Source organism: Latilactobacillus fragifolii (genome assembly GCF_905332535.1).
Taxonomy (GTDB): domain Bacteria; phylum Bacillota; class Bacilli; order Lactobacillales; family Lactobacillaceae; genus Latilactobacillus; species Latilactobacillus fragifolii.
Map to the genome: position 1 here is coordinate 1 of NZ_CAJOCF010000005.1, position 16,184 is coordinate 16,184.

Annotated in this window: 16 protein-coding genes and 1 rRNA gene; 14 read left to right on the plus strand and 3 right to left on the minus strand. The window is 41.8% G+C overall.

What is annotated here, in order from left to right; all coding sequences use genetic code 11:
* Positions 1 to 86: ribosomal RNA gene (rrf, locus tag J7Q78_RS07120) — 5S ribosomal RNA — on the plus strand; the annotation flags it as partial.
* 74 nt (positions 87 to 160) lie between these two features.
* Complete coding sequence (gene trxA, locus J7Q78_RS07125) at positions 161 to 496, plus strand: thioredoxin (protein ID WP_154243201.1); 336 nt, start codon at positions 161 to 163, stop codon at positions 494 to 496.
* Positions 497 to 584: 88 nt separating this feature from the next.
* On the opposite strand, the gene J7Q78_RS07130 is transcribed toward trxA, so the two are convergent.
* Positions 585 to 1,772, minus strand: coding sequence for a multidrug effflux MFS transporter (locus J7Q78_RS07130; RefSeq protein WP_208422666.1), 1,188 nt, complete (start codon positions 1,770 to 1,772; stop codon positions 585 to 587).
* A gap of 232 nt (positions 1,773 to 2,004) precedes the next feature.
* On the opposite strand from J7Q78_RS07130, the gene J7Q78_RS07135 reads away from it, so the two are divergent.
* Both J7Q78_RS07135 and J7Q78_RS07140 read left to right on the plus strand, forming a co-directional pair.
* A complete protein-coding gene (locus tag J7Q78_RS07135) occupies positions 2,005 to 2,763 on the plus strand; it encodes a threonine/serine exporter family protein (RefSeq protein ID WP_208422665.1) in 759 nt (252 codons plus the stop codon).
* Positions 2,764 to 2,778: 15 nt separating this feature from the next.
* Entirely contained in the window at positions 2,779 to 3,246 is a 468-nt protein-coding gene (locus J7Q78_RS07140) for a threonine/serine exporter family protein (RefSeq protein WP_154243198.1), read from the plus strand.
* 260 nt (positions 3,247 to 3,506) lie between these two features.
* On the opposite strand, the gene J7Q78_RS07145 is transcribed toward J7Q78_RS07140, so the two are convergent.
* The gene (locus tag J7Q78_RS07145) at positions 3,507 to 3,815 is read right to left on the minus strand and encodes a helix-turn-helix domain-containing protein (RefSeq protein WP_208422664.1); all 309 of its coding nucleotides are present in this window, start codon (positions 3,813 to 3,815) and stop codon (positions 3,507 to 3,509) included.
* 154 nt (positions 3,816 to 3,969) lie between these two features.
* On the opposite strand from J7Q78_RS07145, the gene J7Q78_RS07150 reads away from it, so the two are divergent.
* The 6 genes from J7Q78_RS07150 (at position 3,970) to J7Q78_RS07175 (ending at position 11,280) form a co-directional block, all read left to right on the plus strand.
* The gene (locus J7Q78_RS07150) at positions 3,970 to 5,055 is read left to right on the plus strand and encodes a hypothetical protein (RefSeq protein ID WP_208422663.1); all 1,086 of its coding nucleotides are present in this window, start codon (positions 3,970 to 3,972) and stop codon (positions 5,053 to 5,055) included.
* A 41-nt stretch (positions 5,056 to 5,096) separates the two neighbouring features.
* Positions 5,097 to 5,975 (plus strand): DUF4767 domain-containing protein, encoded by an 879-nt coding sequence (locus J7Q78_RS07155; RefSeq protein WP_208427753.1) that lies wholly within the window; start codon positions 5,097 to 5,099, stop codon positions 5,973 to 5,975.
* 336 nt (positions 5,976 to 6,311) lie between these two features.
* On the plus strand, positions 6,312 to 7,709 hold the full coding sequence (locus tag J7Q78_RS07160; protein ID WP_208422661.1) for an L-cystine transporter: 1,398 nt from the start codon (positions 6,312 to 6,314) through the stop codon (positions 7,707 to 7,709).
* Positions 7,710 to 7,733: 24 nt separating this feature from the next.
* Complete coding sequence (locus J7Q78_RS07165; RefSeq protein WP_208422660.1) at positions 7,734 to 9,068, plus strand: CoA-disulfide reductase; 1,335 nt, start codon at positions 7,734 to 7,736, stop codon at positions 9,066 to 9,068.
* Between the two features lie 202 nt (positions 9,069 to 9,270).
* Complete coding sequence (locus tag J7Q78_RS07170) at positions 9,271 to 10,563, plus strand: C40 family peptidase (RefSeq protein ID WP_208422659.1); 1,293 nt, start codon at positions 9,271 to 9,273, stop codon at positions 10,561 to 10,563.
* 102 nt (positions 10,564 to 10,665) lie between these two features.
* Positions 10,666 to 11,280: a hypothetical protein gene (locus tag J7Q78_RS07175; protein ID WP_208422658.1), complete on the plus strand. Its 615-nt coding sequence runs from the start codon at positions 10,666 to 10,668 to the stop codon at positions 11,278 to 11,280.
* Between the two features lies 1 nt (position 11,281).
* Here J7Q78_RS07175 and J7Q78_RS07180 read toward each other — a convergent pair whose 3' ends face one another.
* Positions 11,282 to 11,923: an SDR family oxidoreductase gene (locus tag J7Q78_RS07180; protein WP_208422657.1), complete on the minus strand. Its 642-nt coding sequence runs from the start codon at positions 11,921 to 11,923 to the stop codon at positions 11,282 to 11,284.
* Between the two features lie 364 nt (positions 11,924 to 12,287).
* On the opposite strand from J7Q78_RS07180, the gene sdaAB reads away from it, so the two are divergent.
* From sdaAB to J7Q78_RS07200, 4 genes are read left to right on the plus strand one after another with little or no spacing between them, the layout of a single operon-like run.
* The gene (sdaAB, locus tag J7Q78_RS07185) at positions 12,288 to 12,938 is read left to right on the plus strand and encodes an L-serine ammonia-lyase, iron-sulfur-dependent subunit beta (protein WP_154243191.1); all 651 of its coding nucleotides are present in this window, start codon (positions 12,288 to 12,290) and stop codon (positions 12,936 to 12,938) included.
* A gap of 14 nt (positions 12,939 to 12,952) precedes the next feature.
* Positions 12,953 to 13,843: an L-serine ammonia-lyase, iron-sulfur-dependent, subunit alpha gene (sdaAA, locus tag J7Q78_RS07190; protein WP_208422656.1), complete on the plus strand. Its 891-nt coding sequence runs from the start codon at positions 12,953 to 12,955 to the stop codon at positions 13,841 to 13,843.
* 24 nt (positions 13,844 to 13,867) lie between these two features.
* A complete protein-coding gene (locus J7Q78_RS07195) occupies positions 13,868 to 15,811 on the plus strand; it encodes an OPT/YSL family transporter (protein WP_208422655.1) in 1,944 nt (647 codons plus the stop codon).
* Positions 15,786 to 16,139 (plus strand): PqqD family protein, encoded by a 354-nt coding sequence (locus J7Q78_RS07200; protein WP_154243188.1) that lies wholly within the window; start codon positions 15,786 to 15,788, stop codon positions 16,137 to 16,139. Before J7Q78_RS07195 ends, J7Q78_RS07200 begins: the two co-directional genes overlap by 26 nt.
* Positions 16,140 to 16,184 lie beyond the last annotated feature (45 nt).

A 16,184-nucleotide genomic window follows, 5' to 3' on the forward strand; every position in this document is an offset into this window, starting at 1 on the left:
TTCCCATGTCGAACACAGAAGTTAAGCTTCTTAGCGCCGATAGTAGTTGGTGGGAAACTACCTGCGAGGATAGGACGCTGCCGCGCAAATATAAAAAGGTTGAGCCACTAGGTTCAACCTTTTTTTGTAGTCATTAAATAATAAGTTGGGAGAAATCAGCATGATTCAAACCGTAACAGAACAGAACATCGAAAACTTCGTTCAGACACAACCGTTAGTGATTTTAGACTTTTGGGCGGATTGGTGTGCTCCGTGTCGGATTATGACACCGATGATTACGGAGCTACATGAACAACTGGCTAATCAGTTTGGCTTGGGGACCGTCGATGTAGCGGATCAAGTAGCGTTAGCTGAACAATATGCGATTCAATCCGTTCCCACCCTACTAATCTTCAAAAATGGGCAGGCAACCGAAAAGGTAACCGGGGCCTTCCCAAAAGAAAAATTAAAACGATACTTAGATAAGAAAATAGCTGAAATGAAGTCAGCCTATTAACAGTAGCCCGCAACTTTCAACAGAGTTGCGGGTCTTTTTTAAAGGATGCATAAAATAACCCCCTAGACTAATCTAGGGGGAGCAAGGATTATTGACGAACCATATGGTTAACACGTTGATAAAGAATTAATGCGCCTAGTTCACAAAGTAAAATCAAAACAGCTAATGGGAGATAGGTATAACTCCCCATAATGCCAACTAATGGGGATAAGAAAATGCCGAAAACATACGTACCAAGTCCAAGAATTGACGAAGCAATCCCTGCATGTTGTCCTTGCCGTTGTAAGGCTAGTGAGGTGACAACAGCGTTAATTAGACCAAGTGTTGCGACAACTAGGAATAAGCCAATTAAGGCTAGCCAGAGGCGATTAGTGCCCAAGCCGCTCATTAAGACGCAGATAGCACCAATTAAACCGCCAATTAAGCCGATTTTCAATTGTTGTAACTCATTGAACCAGGGCATTAAGACGGTCGCCATTTCAGCCATCAAGATAATCCCAATCCCATTGATGCCGTAAATTAGGCTGAAAGTTGATTTAGAAAGATTGAAGACGTTTTGAAGCATAAAACTGGAACCAGAAATATAACAGAACATCGCGCCATAAACGAGACCTTGAATTAAAACAAATAGGATGAACGGACGATCCTTAAAAATGGCCTGAACACCAAGGCGTGATTGTTGGGATAATTGGGTGGTCGTGGCGACTGGGTGGGTTTCTTTGAAGCCTATAATGATTCCTAATAACAAAAGGAACCCGACAATGCCTAAGAAGCCGAAAATACCTTCCCAAGAGGTGAAACGCAGTAAAACACTCCCGATTAAGGGGGAGATGATTGGGAAAATGCCGTTGATTGCCATCAGTAAGGCAATGAATTTAGTCAATTGTTGACCGTTAAATAAATCTTTAGCGACTGCCCGGGTAATGACTTGTCCTGCAGAGCTCGCTAACCCTTGGATAAATCGTAACAGGAACAAAAGCCAAATGTTGTGGGTCACTAAGGATAAAAGACACGCCGCAAAAGCGAGTGCCGTTCCGATTACCAATGGTTTTTTGCGCCCGACACGATCGCTCCAAGCGCCCATGAAGAGTGGGCCAATCGCTAAACCAGCTAAACACATGGTCAAACTGAGTTGAATCATTGAAGCGGATGAATGAAAATCAGCTTTCATAATTGGAAACGCTGGTAAATACATATCCACTAGTAGTGGGCCATAAGCACTTAGCGAGCCAAGTAGGACAGATAGCCAAAGCGTTTTTCTTTTCGTTAAAATCATTTTAATAAACCCTCCAATTTAAAAAAAGTCCAAAAAAATAGCCCGTTGAAAACGTAGCTAGCGCCGTACGCATTTAATTAATTGCTATTCATGGTGCTTCTTAGTTACACTAACATAAGAAGGCGGTTTTGTGGCGGTATATGAGCAATTTTTAATATGTAAATGGTTTCTATTTCAGTTTAAACAAGTTATGATGGAGATAATGAAAAAAGTTACCGAATGAGGTTGTGCCATGAAAATTGCCCAAAAAAATAAAATATTAGAAACTTGCCTAATTGCGGGACGGATCATGATTGAAAGTGGTTCTGAAATGTACCGAGTCGAAGATACGATGAACCGAATTGCTTATAATGCTGGTATTCAAAAAAGCGTTGTGTTTACGACACCGACCGGTTTATTTATCGGGATTGAAAATCAACCTTATGTGCAATTAGGCGCCGTTGCTGTACGCACAATTAACCTTGAAAAGGTTGAAAATGTGAATACTGCCTCACGTCAGTTTGCAACTAAGGAGATTACGCTGGATCAGTTAATGCTACGGTTGAAACAAATTGATCAAAATACCGACCATTTTCCATTGTGGGTACAAATTACGGCGGCGGCAATTATTTCGGCACTTTTGATGATTATTTTTTCTGGTGAATATGATTGGTTAGATATCATACCGTCAGCGGTAGCCGGTGCTTTAGGCTATGCGGTCTTCGCGGTGGTCAATCGGGTCACAATGATTCGCTTTATTGGTGAGTTTTTAAGTGCAACAGTAATTGGAATAGTAGCTTATCTATTAACTAAATGGCACTTAGGGGTTGATATTGATAACATTATCATTGGCGCTGTCATGCCGCTCGTTCCAGGAGTGGCGATTACCAATTCGATTCGAGATTTATTAGCGGGGCATTTATTGTCTGGTATGGCCCGTGGGATGGAAGCCATCTTAAGTGCATTTGCGATTGGAACGGGGATTGCCCTCGTATTTAGATTTTTTATGTAAAGAGAGGTTCAGCAGATGCCATATTGGGGACAGTTTATGATTCAAGCGCTGTTTAGTTATTTTTCAACAGTGGCCTTTGGAATTTGTATTAATTTACCAAGAAGAGCGTTGTTGTGGTGCGGTTTGGCAGGCATGGCAGGCTGGCAAGTTTATTGGATGCTTTTTAACTTTGGCAGTGGCCGCATGCTCGCTAATTTGTTGGGCGCGTTAGCCGTTGGGATTTGTGGGAATATTATGGCACGCTATAAACGGATGCCGGTGATTATTTTTAATATTCCGGGGTTAGTCCCATTAGTGCCTGGTGGAACTGCGTATCGGGCGATTCGCAACCTCGTGTTGGGTAACTTAAATGAAGCTTCAACCCAAGGTGTTTCCGTGATTATGATTGCTGGTGCGATTGCCGTTGGCTTTATGTTGGCGCAAATTTTGGCCGATATAACACGAAAACGATCGATTACGCCGAAATGGGTATCGCGGCACTAAAAAGTATGCTATAATAAGTTCATGCGATGAGTCGAGTAAGTCTCGGTAGGTAACTATTCTGCGAAGGCAGCTAGGAGACCCAAAGATACAGGATACCACGGTTATTTATTTAACCACTTGCCGTATTGCAAGGGTGTTTTCGCCCGCTGTGTTGTGGAGCACAAGGTGTTTATTCTTCGGAATACTGTGAAAAAAGCCCCTTCCGTCAGGAAGGGGCTTTTTTTGTGCGCGGAAAAAGTGTTGCGTTAAGTTTTGGCGGACTATTTAACTAATTTTAAGATTGCTGAAGCCTTTTCCTGACGTTCGCTTGCAGACAATGACATGAGGTAGCCCCACAACTCATTTGTTTGATTATCGACATTTGGGACGCCGAATATATCTGACATAGGAATAGCAAGAGCATCTATCACCGCAATTAACTTGGATAGACTGACAGAATCAACGACGTTTCTTTCAATTCGAGAAATGAGCGCTACAGAAGTATCGCTTTTTTCGGCTAATTCTTCAATGGTCAGATTAAGTAATCTCCGCTTACTACGTATTTGATGGCTAATATTATTAGGTAACATAGATGGCACCGTCCTTTTGTAAAATTTTGACGGTAATCGGTACTTTTCTGAATATCTAAAAAGATGTTTTTGCTTATTTTAAATCTTTTTAGATGTTTTTATGATAATATTAGATATATAATTAAAATATATATCTATTTGGAGGTTAAATTTAATGAAGAAGCGATTAGATATAGGGGTAATATTTCTTCTTTTGGTAGGTATAATAGCAGGTTGTGGCGCAAACAATTTTCTAAAAAAGGCGAAGGTTGAGTTTACTGGCTATAACGGTTACGGAGTAGCATCAATAGCAGAAGAAAGTTCACTTCAAATCTATAAAGAGATTGCACGTTTTGAAGGTAAAAAGGCAAATGTTGATAAAAAAACATTGGATTCATTAATCGAAACTGCGGATTCTTCAAGCGATTTATATGACGCAGATAAATTTAATCCATTAACGATGAAATCTGCAGAAATTAACAATGCAAAAAATTATATTGAGCATATGGAGAAAACCAGCATTGACTTTGATAAAAGTAGTAATTTAAAAAATGGCGAGACAATTAAATTAACAATTAAGGATGACACTACAAAGCCGTTTTTTAAGCCCGTCAATAAGACCTATAAGGTAAAAGGTCTAAAGAAACAAAAACGAATAGCTGTTAAAGACATTAAAGCGTCAGATTTTAAGCTTAGCAATTCTGGAACGAATACCCATGGGAGGGTTTCGCTTTATTATACTGGACATGGAAAAACATACGTTAATAAAGCGACTGATATTACAAGTAAAAAAGGGTATTCTAATGGAGACAAGATAGCAATAAGCGAGGTCAAGTTAGCAAAAATATTGAATGATGGTGGACGATATGCTTATTATGGGCGCAAGGGCCATAATATCAATTTGACGGTTTCTGGTTTAAAGCGTAATAAGCCGAAAAAAAATCCAACAAATTTGGCGGCCGTTATTACAGAAGTCCAAAAAAATACAACCGAAATATTTTCTGAGTATAAAGGTAGTAAATTAGTCCATGCTTATTTAGATAATGGCAAACTTTATTTAGACTACCGGACGCCTGATAACGAACACTATGAAATATCTAATTGGGCGAAAATTAAGCATAATAAGTTATGGGGCCGTGACGTCACGGGTAATCAGCCGTTGGAAAAAAATATATCAACAGACCCAATTTTTTCAGGGAAGACAGATCCCTATAAAAGTGAAGCGTTAATCGGAGATAACGTCATTGATTTGGATATTTAAATGTTTTTTGGGGGGAGAATAAAATCATTAGAAAGGTTAAATTGGTTGGCATTAGTCTTTTAATGCTAATGCTTTTAAGTGCTTGTCAAAAGACGCAAAAAGTACGCGAATTACGTCGTTCAAGTCAATCGATTCAAATGAAGAATAGCAAAAAAGATAAACAAGTATTGGACGAAGAATCAAGTTTTAGCAAACAAGAAAAAGAATTGTGGAGTAAGGATAAAATGCATAAGTTGGCAACGTTTATGGGCAATTGGGGTCGCTCGATGGGGCAAACATATGCAGCGTATTATCCTGAAAATAATACTGATTTCTATGGTAAGAAGTATCCGCAAGATTTTAGTAAAAACCAAATTGCGGTCGCAAATCAGCAAGTTTCAGTTGCTTGGTCAGAGGATGGGAATGGAACGGCAGATTATCAAGTTGTTGCAATCTATGCAGAGGATTCAAGTGCAAACTTTGGTACTGCTCACCTATATTTATTTTCAATCCATGATGACAAGCCGATGGTTTTAATAACGCAACAGAATCAAGGGATGCCTGATAATTTGATTCATTTTGACGAAACTAAAAATGCCACACTAAAAAATGGCTTTAGTGATATTGTAAATGGCGTGACGCCGAATCAACCAACTACTACAAGTGATGTAACAAAAGAATCAAATACTTCATCTGGCAAATCATCGGTTGCTGAGACAACGCAAAGAGAACAAGCCAATGGGAACCAACCAGTTTCGACAGATGTCATTCACACTGCTGAAGAGGCGATTAATTATCTAAAACAACAAAAAGGGGATGATGGGTGGACTGTAGCACATGGATCAGCAGGGATATCATCACCTGTTTACTGGTCAATTTCTGGCCAATCGGGCGCTTATTGGATAGTTTACGCAGATGGACGAGTTGAACCTTTTAAGTAGCATAAAGGTACTTGAATGGGCTGGGAAGTCGCTTCAATTGGCTTGGGTGATGTTGTGATGAACTCTGGTCCAAAAGGTAATCGCCACAAATGGGGATAGCCGAGCATAATCATGAATGAAGGCACAGGCAATTGAACATTGTCAGTGCCTTTTTTGTATGATAAAAGTGTAAGAGAACTAGCTGATTAAAATAGGCTTTTTCTGAAAGTAAAAGCTACTTTTTGGCTAGTAGGGCGCCATTATGAAATAAATTATGAGAATTAGGACCTATCTAATGCAAAAATAGTCACTATCGTTTACAATAAGTAAGTATTAAAAAAGGAATGGGGTAGAGAAATGACAATTACATATGTCGTCATCAACATCGTAATCATGCTCATCATGTTATTTGTTTTAAACAAGATGGCCCGGATTCACGTTAAGTTTAGTCGCCGCGTCTTCACGGCATTGGGGGTCGGGATTTTATTTGGCGCCCTCTTACAGATTATTTTCAAAGCAGATTCAACAGTTGTTAAACAGACAGCCGATTGGATTGGGATTGTCGGCAACGGGTATGTCTCATTTTTAAAAATGATCGTTATGCCGTTGGTCATGGTTTCGATTATTCAAGCCATTACGAACTTAGAATCATCTAAGGGCTTAGGGAAGATGGCCGGCATGGTCATTGGGATCTTAATCTTTACAACCTTAATCGCAGCCACAGTTGGTTCAATGACCGCGGATGTTTTCGGCTTAAATGCGAGTGATATTCAATCAGGCCAAGTCGAAAAGGCCCGTTCAAAAGAATTACAAACGAAGTTAGGCGACGTACAAGAACAAACAGTTCCTGAAAAAATCGTCAGCTTCATTCCTGAAAATCCATTTATGGATATGACGGGTTCACGTCCTACATCGACACTAGCTGTTGTTATTTTCTCAGCCTTTTTAGGGGTTGCCGCATTACAATTACGGCGTAAAAAGCCGGAACAAGCAGAAATGTTCAATAAAATTGTTAATGCTTTATACGCAGTTATCATGCGCATGGTAACCTTAATTTTACGGATGACGCCTTATGGGGTGTTAGCCTTAATGACAACAACCGTAGCGCAAACAAACGTCAAAGGGATTCTCAGTCTGGGTGAGTTCGTGATTGCCTCTTATGTGGCTTTAATTATCATGTTCTTGATTCATTTCCTATTAATCACATTGACAGGCTTAAATCCAATTAACTACATCAAAAAGGTCATTCCAACCTTAATCTTTGCGTTCACTTCTCGAACAAGTGCGGGGTCCATTCCAATGAACATTGAAACCCAGACAAAACGCTTAGGGGTTGAAGATGGTATTGCTAACTTATCAGCTTCATTTGGGGCTTCAATCGGTCAAAACGGCTGTGCTGGTGTTTATCCAGCCATGCTCGCGGTGATGATTGCCCCAACTGTTGGGATTAATCCATGGAGCATTGGTTTCTTGGTTAAATTGATCTTGATTGTCGCAATTAGTTCTTTTGGGGTTGCCGGTGTCGGCGGTGGTGCAACATTTGCCGCTTTAATCGTCCTATCTTCAATGAACTTGCCAGTCGGGTTAGCTGGCCTATTGATTTCAGTTGAACCATTAATTGACATGGGGCGGACAGCTTTGAATGTTGATGGCTCAATGACAACTGGTGTTTTGACGGCGCACTTATTGGGAAGACTAGATAAGAATAAGTTTAATGATATGAGTTTAACGGAAGATTCAGATGAAATGGCTTAATTTCAAAAAATGGAGGGGTTAGCGATGCGAACGATTATTGTCGGTGCTACAGCTGCAGGGACCAGTGCAGCTGCAAAAGCCAAACGAACGAATCCAGATTTAGACATCACGTTATATGAAAAACGGGATTATGTTTCCTTTGGTGCTTGTGGCTTACCTTATTTTGTTGGTGACCATTTCGAAGATCCCAACCAAATGATTGCCCGAACGCCTGAAAAATTTGCCCAACAAGGGATTAATGTCCAGCTTGAACATGAAGTTGTATCCGTTGATTTCGATGCGCAATCAGTCGTTGTCCGTGATTTAAAGACGGGTCAAGAAAAGACAGACTCATATGATCAATTGATGTTGGCAACCGGGGCGACTGCCATTATGCCACCGATTAAAAATGTTAACCTAAAAAACGTCTATCATTTACGGACGATGGCTGATGGACAAGCTTTACGTGAATTAGGTCAAGATACGCAGATTCAATCTGTAACGGTGATTGGTGCGGGCTTTATCGGGTTAGAAATTGCCGAAGAGTTTCATCAATTAGGAAAAAAAGTGCGGGTCATCCAATTAGAAGATCGGATTTTACCACTGGCATTTGATCCGGAATTAACGGATATGTTTGCGGATGACTTACGGGATAATGGTATTGAGTTACACTTATCAGAAACCGTTCAAGCTTTGGAAGGAACGGATCAAGTAACTGGGATTGTGACTGATAAAGGGCAATATGCGACAGACTTAGTAATTGTAGCAGCTGGGATTCGGCCCAATACGCAATTCATCACAGATGATCGCTTACAGAAGTTGAAAAACGGTGCGATTATTGTCGATCAAGCGGGCCGGACATCGATTAAAAATGTCTATGCTGCTGGTGATAACGCAACGGTTATTAACAGTGTGACCCACCAACCCATGTATTCAGCACTTGCAACCGGGGCCAATAAATTAGGCCGGATTGTCGGCACCAATTTAGGCGGCCAAGCAGCGCAGTTGCCAGGAATGTTGAATTCAGCTGGTGTGAAGTTAATCACGCTAGAAGCGGGCCGAACAGGGCTGACGGAAAAAGAAGCAGCGGCGGCTGGCCTTGAGTTTGGGACTGTTTTAATTCACGATAAGAACCAAACAAGCTATTATCCAGGCCAATCAGATTTAACGATTAAACTGATTTATACTAAAGCAGATCATATCTTAATTGGTGGCCAAGTTGTTGGTCAAAAAGACGCGGTGTTACGCGTTGATGTATTAGCAACGGCCATTCAAGCGAAGATGACAACTGAACAACTCGGGTTACTTGACCTTGTTTATGCGCCACCGTTTGCAAGAACGTGGGATGCATTGAATGTGGCCGGCAACGTTGCCCATTAATAAAAAAAGGGCCACCGCACAAACCGTGTCGGGGCGCTTTTTTTGTTGATATTTAAACAGTTGTTCATAGCGTTTACTTGAATGTTTACTTGGGTCTGTGCTAAAATTGCATTTAGAAATTAATTTTTTGCAAAGTTAGTTATGAATTAATTACGATAATTAAGAAAATCCAAATAAAAATTTATCGACAGGAGACAGTTTAATGAACAACACAAAGAGTTTGATTGCATTGAGTTCTGGAATTTTAGGGGCAGCTGGGATTGGTTTATTGAGTGCAGGGCAAGTACAAGCAGCAACAACAGCAACCGTCAACTACGCAGATGGTGCAACAACTGTTTGGACAAGTCCAACAACTGGTCAAACTGCGAAACGATACATTTTTAAGGGCCAATCAGTTAATCTTTTGGCATCACAAAAGATTGGTGCTGAAACATGGTACCGAATTGGCAACGGCGAATGGGTGCCAGAACGTTACTTGACGATTAGCAATGCGACACCAACTGAAAGGACATCTTCAACAGAAGCACCAGCTGCCCAAAAGACAGCGCGGATTGCTTATGCTGGCGGTGCAACCACTGTTTGGTCAACGGCAACTTATACAGCCCCAACAGGCCAATACTTAGGTTATGGACAAACGGTCAACATTACAAAGACAGAAACGGTTTCAGGTGAAGAATGGTATCAACTTGAAAACGGCGGTTGGGTGCCAGCACGCTTTACAGGTGATGGTAAGATTGAAGCGACACCGACGCCTGCTGCACAGCCAGTAGCGCCATCGACAACCACGACACCGGTTGAAACCCCAGCGACACCAGCCCCAGTTGACACAACACCGGCTCAAACCGCAAGTACTCCGACAACACCAACCCCCGCTACAGAAAATGAAACAGCTCCAGTTGCAGAAAGTGAATCAACTCCGGTTGAAACACCGGCTACACAAGAAAGTACGCCAGCTGCCACAGAAAGTAGTGCATCTGCTCAAACAGCAAGGACAGCGCCAGCTCAAGCACAACAATCAACGACACCGGCTCCAGCTGAAACTGCAACGAAGCCCGCTCCGGTTGAAACGCCAGCAGCTCAAACGGCGCCTACTGAAAATACGCCAGCCCCAACCCCAACGGCACCGGCAACAACGACCGGTAATGTGCAAGCTGTTATTAATTTAGCGATGGCTCAAATTGGGAAACCTTACGTTTGGGGAGCTCATGGGCCAAGTAGTTTTGACTGTTCTGGTTTAATGGATTATGTCTTCAGAAATGCTGCCGGTAAGAGTATCGGTGGTTGGACAGTTCCTCAAGAAAGTGCCGGTTATGCTGTTTCATTAAGCAACTTACAACCTGGCGATTTATTATTCTGGGGTTCACAAGGTAGCTCATACCATGTTGCCCTATACATTGGTGGCGGCCAATATATCCATGCCCCACAACCTGGCGAAAATGTTAAGATCGGTTCAATGCAATATTATGCTCCAAGTTTTGCACGCCGTGTCTTTTAATGATTGCAATTAGACGAACATCTCACCTAGGTGGGATGTTTTTTTGTATTTTAACCCTAAGTAAGCTATGATATGTAGAGATTTAAAAAAAGGACTGACGAGATGAAGATAGAAGTACAAGCGTTTATCAATCAAATCCAAGATCAAACCTATTTAACGGATGAATATGAGCTCCCTACGCCAGACCCTTTTGTGGCGGACGATATTTTGGCACAGTTAAAACCTGCTATTGATAAGGCCATCGAAAAACAAGCTTTGGCCTCTTTTTCAGTGCTGACAGAATATGCTGGTGAACCTATTAAAGTGACCCTGGAAACGGGCATTGTGAATCTGCCCCTCCAATACATTAAAAAAGTAAATCAATTTTTTGAACTTGAGGATCAAGTAGAAGTGAACCTTTATTTATACGTGACCTCACCACTGATTAATCGATCGAACATGCGGATTGATTTAATTGGACCGGTGGCTTCTTTTGCAACTGCCGCCGCTGCTAATTGGACGAAGATTGCTGACTTACTAACAAAAGACTTGGAAGCTGTCGTAATCGGCTCACAAGCACCTAAAGAAGAACCAGCTGAAAAAAAGGCGCCCGCTAAGAAGACTGCGACTAAGAAAAAAGCAACCACTAAGAAAAAAGCCGCTGCTAAGAAGACAACCAAAAAGGCAACGACGAAGAAGACCACGACCGCCAAAAAGACTACGAAAAAAGCAGACTGATTTAGTCTGCTTTTTTTATGGCATCTATTAAAGGTAAGTCGCCGTTAACGAACGAGAATTTCTTGTGGATAGTTTCGGTTGGATGCTCTAAGACGGTCTGAATCATCGCAGCAACATCAGCACGGGCAACTTGACCACCAGCTGGTTGCATTGTCACTAAGCCGGTGCCTGCATCGTTTGTCAGTGCTCCAGGGCGCAGAATGGTCCAATCTAAACCAGAAAATTCTAGCCAGTGATCGGCATAGTATTTTGCAGCATAGTACGGCTTGATACTTTCAGGCCATTTGGTCCGATCTTCAACAAAGAGAGCGCTGACCATGACGTAGCGGCTTACTTCAGCAATCTTAGCTGCAGCCATGCTCTTAACGGCACCATCGAGATCGACTAATAGTGTCTGATCGTCACCCGTTTTACCGCCAGAACCAGCTGTAAAGACAATCGCATCATGATTGGCTAATAGCGGTGCTAACGCCTTAGGTTGTTGGGTTAAATCGAATAAGACCGCACTAGCACCTAGTTGTGTAAGTTCATCCACTTGTTGTTCAACCCGAATGCCGGCAGTAACAGTGTGACCAGCAGCAACAAGTTGGCTAATGAGGAGTTGGCCAACGTTACCATGGGCGCCAATAACAAAAATCCGCATAAATAAAACCTCCAATATAAATGTATGTGCTATTTATTATAGTCGTTATTAAACAGTGACGCAAAGATAGTGGATTTAAAAACCTGTGTTGTAGTACAATAAAATTCGGTAACTTACGAAAAAAGAGTATGATTTGGGGGATATAATCTTGAAAGTGGCTGATAACTAATTTTAAACCGGTAAAGCGAATGATGGAATTGGTTTTAAAAGTCAATCTAAGAATTCTCTCATTTTTTCACAAAGTTGCTTAGTAGAATATCATGAAGCAAGGATTATTTTGTGTTATGGTACAGATGTAGAGATTGTGATTTGTTGGATAAGTCGTCTTATTTATTAATACTATCTCAGAAAGTAGGAGGGGAACATGACAAATCAATATCGCAGCGTTTTTGATATTATCGGCCCGATTATGATTGGCCCTTCAAGTTCACATACTGCTGGCGCAGTCGCTATTGGACATGTTGCCAATCGTCTTTTTCATGCACCGATTAACAAAGTCATTGTGCGCTATTATGAATCATTTGCACAAACTCACCAAGGGCATGGCACCGACTATGCGATTATTAGTGGTGTGCTAGGATTTGATCCGGCCGATCAACGGGTACCAATGGCAGTTGATTTAGCGCGTCGTCAAGGAATTGATGTTGTTTTCATCGAAGACCCAGGGAATAGCCCGATTAACCATCCCAATACGGCGGAATTAACGTTAATCAATCGTGAGAAGGAACTAACGATTTGGGGATGTTCAGTTGGTGGCGGGACCATCGAAATTCGTCAAGTGAATTTGAACGGCATCGTTATCAAAACTGCTGGCCCGTTACCATTGGTTTTTGTCGAATCGGAACAAGAAATCGGGGATGCTTTGGATCAAATATTTGAAGGCAACTATCGTGATAAGCGTATTTCGGTTAAAGTTCCCGATCGGTTTTTGTATAAAATTGAATTGATTGATAAGCCGTATCCAGAACAGATTGAACAGGTTCGCGGAATGAGCCAAGACGTTATTGTGTTATAGAAAGTGGTGAGAAGATGTATACAACAATTCACGAATTAGTCGAGACGGCGCAAGAACGGCAACTACCAATCTCAGAATTGATTATCGAACAAGAGGTTGCGATGAGTCACACTAGTCGTGAGGTTATTTGGGCCACCATGGGGAAAAATTTAGATGTCATGATTGCGGCCGCAGAAAAAGGCGTGACCGGTGAAGGGGTTCAGTCTGCCACTAAGATTACTGGTGGTGAGGCAGTTCTATTAAAGCGGTATCGTGAAAAAGGTAAGTCGTTGTCAGGTGATGTGATGTTGACCGCTATGCAAAATGCGGTGGCCACTAATGAAGTGAATGCTTCAATGGGGATTATTTGTGCGACGCCTACTGCTGGTTCAGCAGGCACGCTACCTGGTGTTTTAGCAGTTATTACAGAACGTTTGGCACTTGATCGGGATGCACAAATTCGGTTCTTGTTTTGTGCATCAGCCTTTGGGATGATTGTTGCCAATACGGCGATGATTGCCGGGGCAACTGGCGGTTGCCAAGCCGAAGTGGGGAGTGCTGCTGCCATGGGGGCGGCGGCAGCAGTTGAGGCTGCCGGTGGCACGCCACAACAATCGTCAGAAGCCTTCGCGATGGCGATGTCTAATCTATTGGGATTGGTTTGTGATCCCGTTGCTGGATTAGTTGAGATACCATGTGTTAAACGCAATGTGATTGGGGCCGTAGATGCCTTAACGAGTGCTGATATGGCATTGGCAGGGCTAGTCAGCAAAATTCCAGCTGATGAAGTGATTGGTGCCATGAAACGAATTGGTGAAGACATGCCAGCTACATTACGTGAAACTGGGTTGGGTGGGTTAGCTGCCACACCAACTGGGGTTGCATTGAAGATGCAAATCTTTGGTCAGGATAAGAGCCTTAAATAAAAACGACTTTTAGGAGGAACCATTATGCAAAAGAAACTTTCGAAATCCGCGTACGGCGGCGTTTCAGGTGAGAAATACGTACCATATGTCAACCAAGGCGACAAAAAGGTCGGCAACGTCGCGATACTAATTATGGGGAGCATTTTAGCCATTATTTTTGCTGCTTCAACAGCTTATTCTGGAATGAAGGCCGGCTTAACTGTTGCGGCCGGAATTCCAGGGTCCATCATTGGTTCCGGGTTAGTCGGGGCGTTTGCCAAATCAAAAGGGATTCTAGGCAAAAATATTATGCAAGGAATGTCCAGTGGTGGTGAATCAATTGCCAGTGGGATGATTTATGTTTTACCAGCTATTATTTTAATTGGTGGTCACATTAACTTTATTCAAGGGGTTATTGTGGGGGTACTCGCCATTCTTTTTTCAATAGGAACAGCCTCATTAGTGCATAACTATTTAATAGTTGAAGAACATGGTAAGTTGGTTTATCCAGAAGCCATGGCGATTTCAGAAGCCTTGGTTGCGTCAGATACTGGTGGCGACTCGCTTAAATACATGGGGGTTGGTTTTGGTATCGGTGGGATTATCACGATGCTAACATCATCAGTCTTTGGGGTTGTCAATAATATGATCAGCTACGTGGGCTCATCATTTTATAAATGGAAATTAGACGTTGAAGTGAACCCATTACTAGCAGGGATTGGCTTTATCGTCGGGTTAGAAGTGTCATTAACAATGTTTGCCGGTGCGATTTTATCCAACTTTGCGATTGCACCATTAATCGGGTACTTCACGGATATGGCAGGCAACGGTGCCCATGTTTGGAATAACACAAGTTTAGCTGTGAACCAAATGGCGGTTAACGATTTATCGAGTTCATACGTTAAATACATTGGTGCGGGAATGATGCTTTGTGGTGGTTTAATCGGTGCGATTAAATTAATCCCAACCATTGTGACCTCAATCAAGAAAACATTAGCTGCTAAAAACGTAGCAGGCGAAGAAAAAAATACCCTTGGCATGGTGGCGATTGTTGCTGGTGGGGTTGGCATCTTCGTTGTTGGCGTAATCATTGCGCAAAACTTCTTGATGGGGATTGTTGGGGCATTATTAGCAGCCATTTTGAGTTTACTCTTTGTCATTGTTTCAGCACGAATTGCTGGGACCATTGGTTGTTCGAACCTTCCTGTATCAGGCATGACGATTGCCTCATTAGTCATTATGACGGTCGTCTTCGTATTATTTGGTTGGACGGATAATAACCATACGCAAATCTTATTAATGTTTGGGACCTTCGTTGTGACCGCCATTGCTGTTGGTGGGGGTTATATGCAATCTCAAAAAGTAACATATGTTATTGGTGGTTCAAAATCAGAAATGATGAAATATTTTATGATTGCTGGCATTGTCGGCGTTATCGTAACTGTTGGCACAATCACCATTCTGTCGCCACAATTTGTTACAGATAGTGCAACACCAGCCTTTGGATTACCACAAGCTAACTTAATTGCTACGTTAACATCGGGAATTATGACGGGTAAATTACCATGGATCATGATTATCGTTGGGGTTGTAATGGCATTAGCGTTCTACTTCTTAGATTTACCAATCATGACAGTTGCAATTGGCTTTTACTTACCAATTTCAACAACTTCAATTATCTTAATCGGTGCTTTGATTAAAGTCTTTATTGAAAAAGTAACGCGTGATGAAGCGATTAAGAATAACCGGGTTCAAAGTGGGATTAGTTTATCATCTGGTTTAATTGCGGGTGGTTCAATTATTGGTTTAATTGGGATTATTCTCCACGTGACTGGTGTGTTAAAAGACCATGTCCTTACTGGTTTTGCGAATACCAATGCAATGGGGATAATCTTATTGGCTGTCATGGTTGTTTCGATTACTGTGCCACTTATGATGATTCATAAAGGAGGAGCAACAGAAGATGGGACGTCAGAAAGCGGAGATTGATTTAGAACAACTTGTCTATGAAAAAAATCCGCAAGTCCAATTTAAGTTAAAAGCTGGCCAAGTCACTATTATCCGGCCGCAGAACCATTGGATTCAACGGACATTACGGCGTTTGCACGTGAAGATTCCGCTAGAAACCCAGCTGGAACTCGATGAGTACGGTAGTTTTGTCTTTAGACATGTGAACGGCAAACGAAGTGTCCACCAGATTGGTCAAGCACTGGCAGGGCAATATGATGAAGCCGGTGAATATCTATATGAACGATTACTCGTGTACTTGAATCATCTAGAACACACCGAGCATTTGATCCGGCGGGTAACCGACTAAGTTTTATTAATCAATTAGTGAATCATATTTTTAATAAAAAGGAGT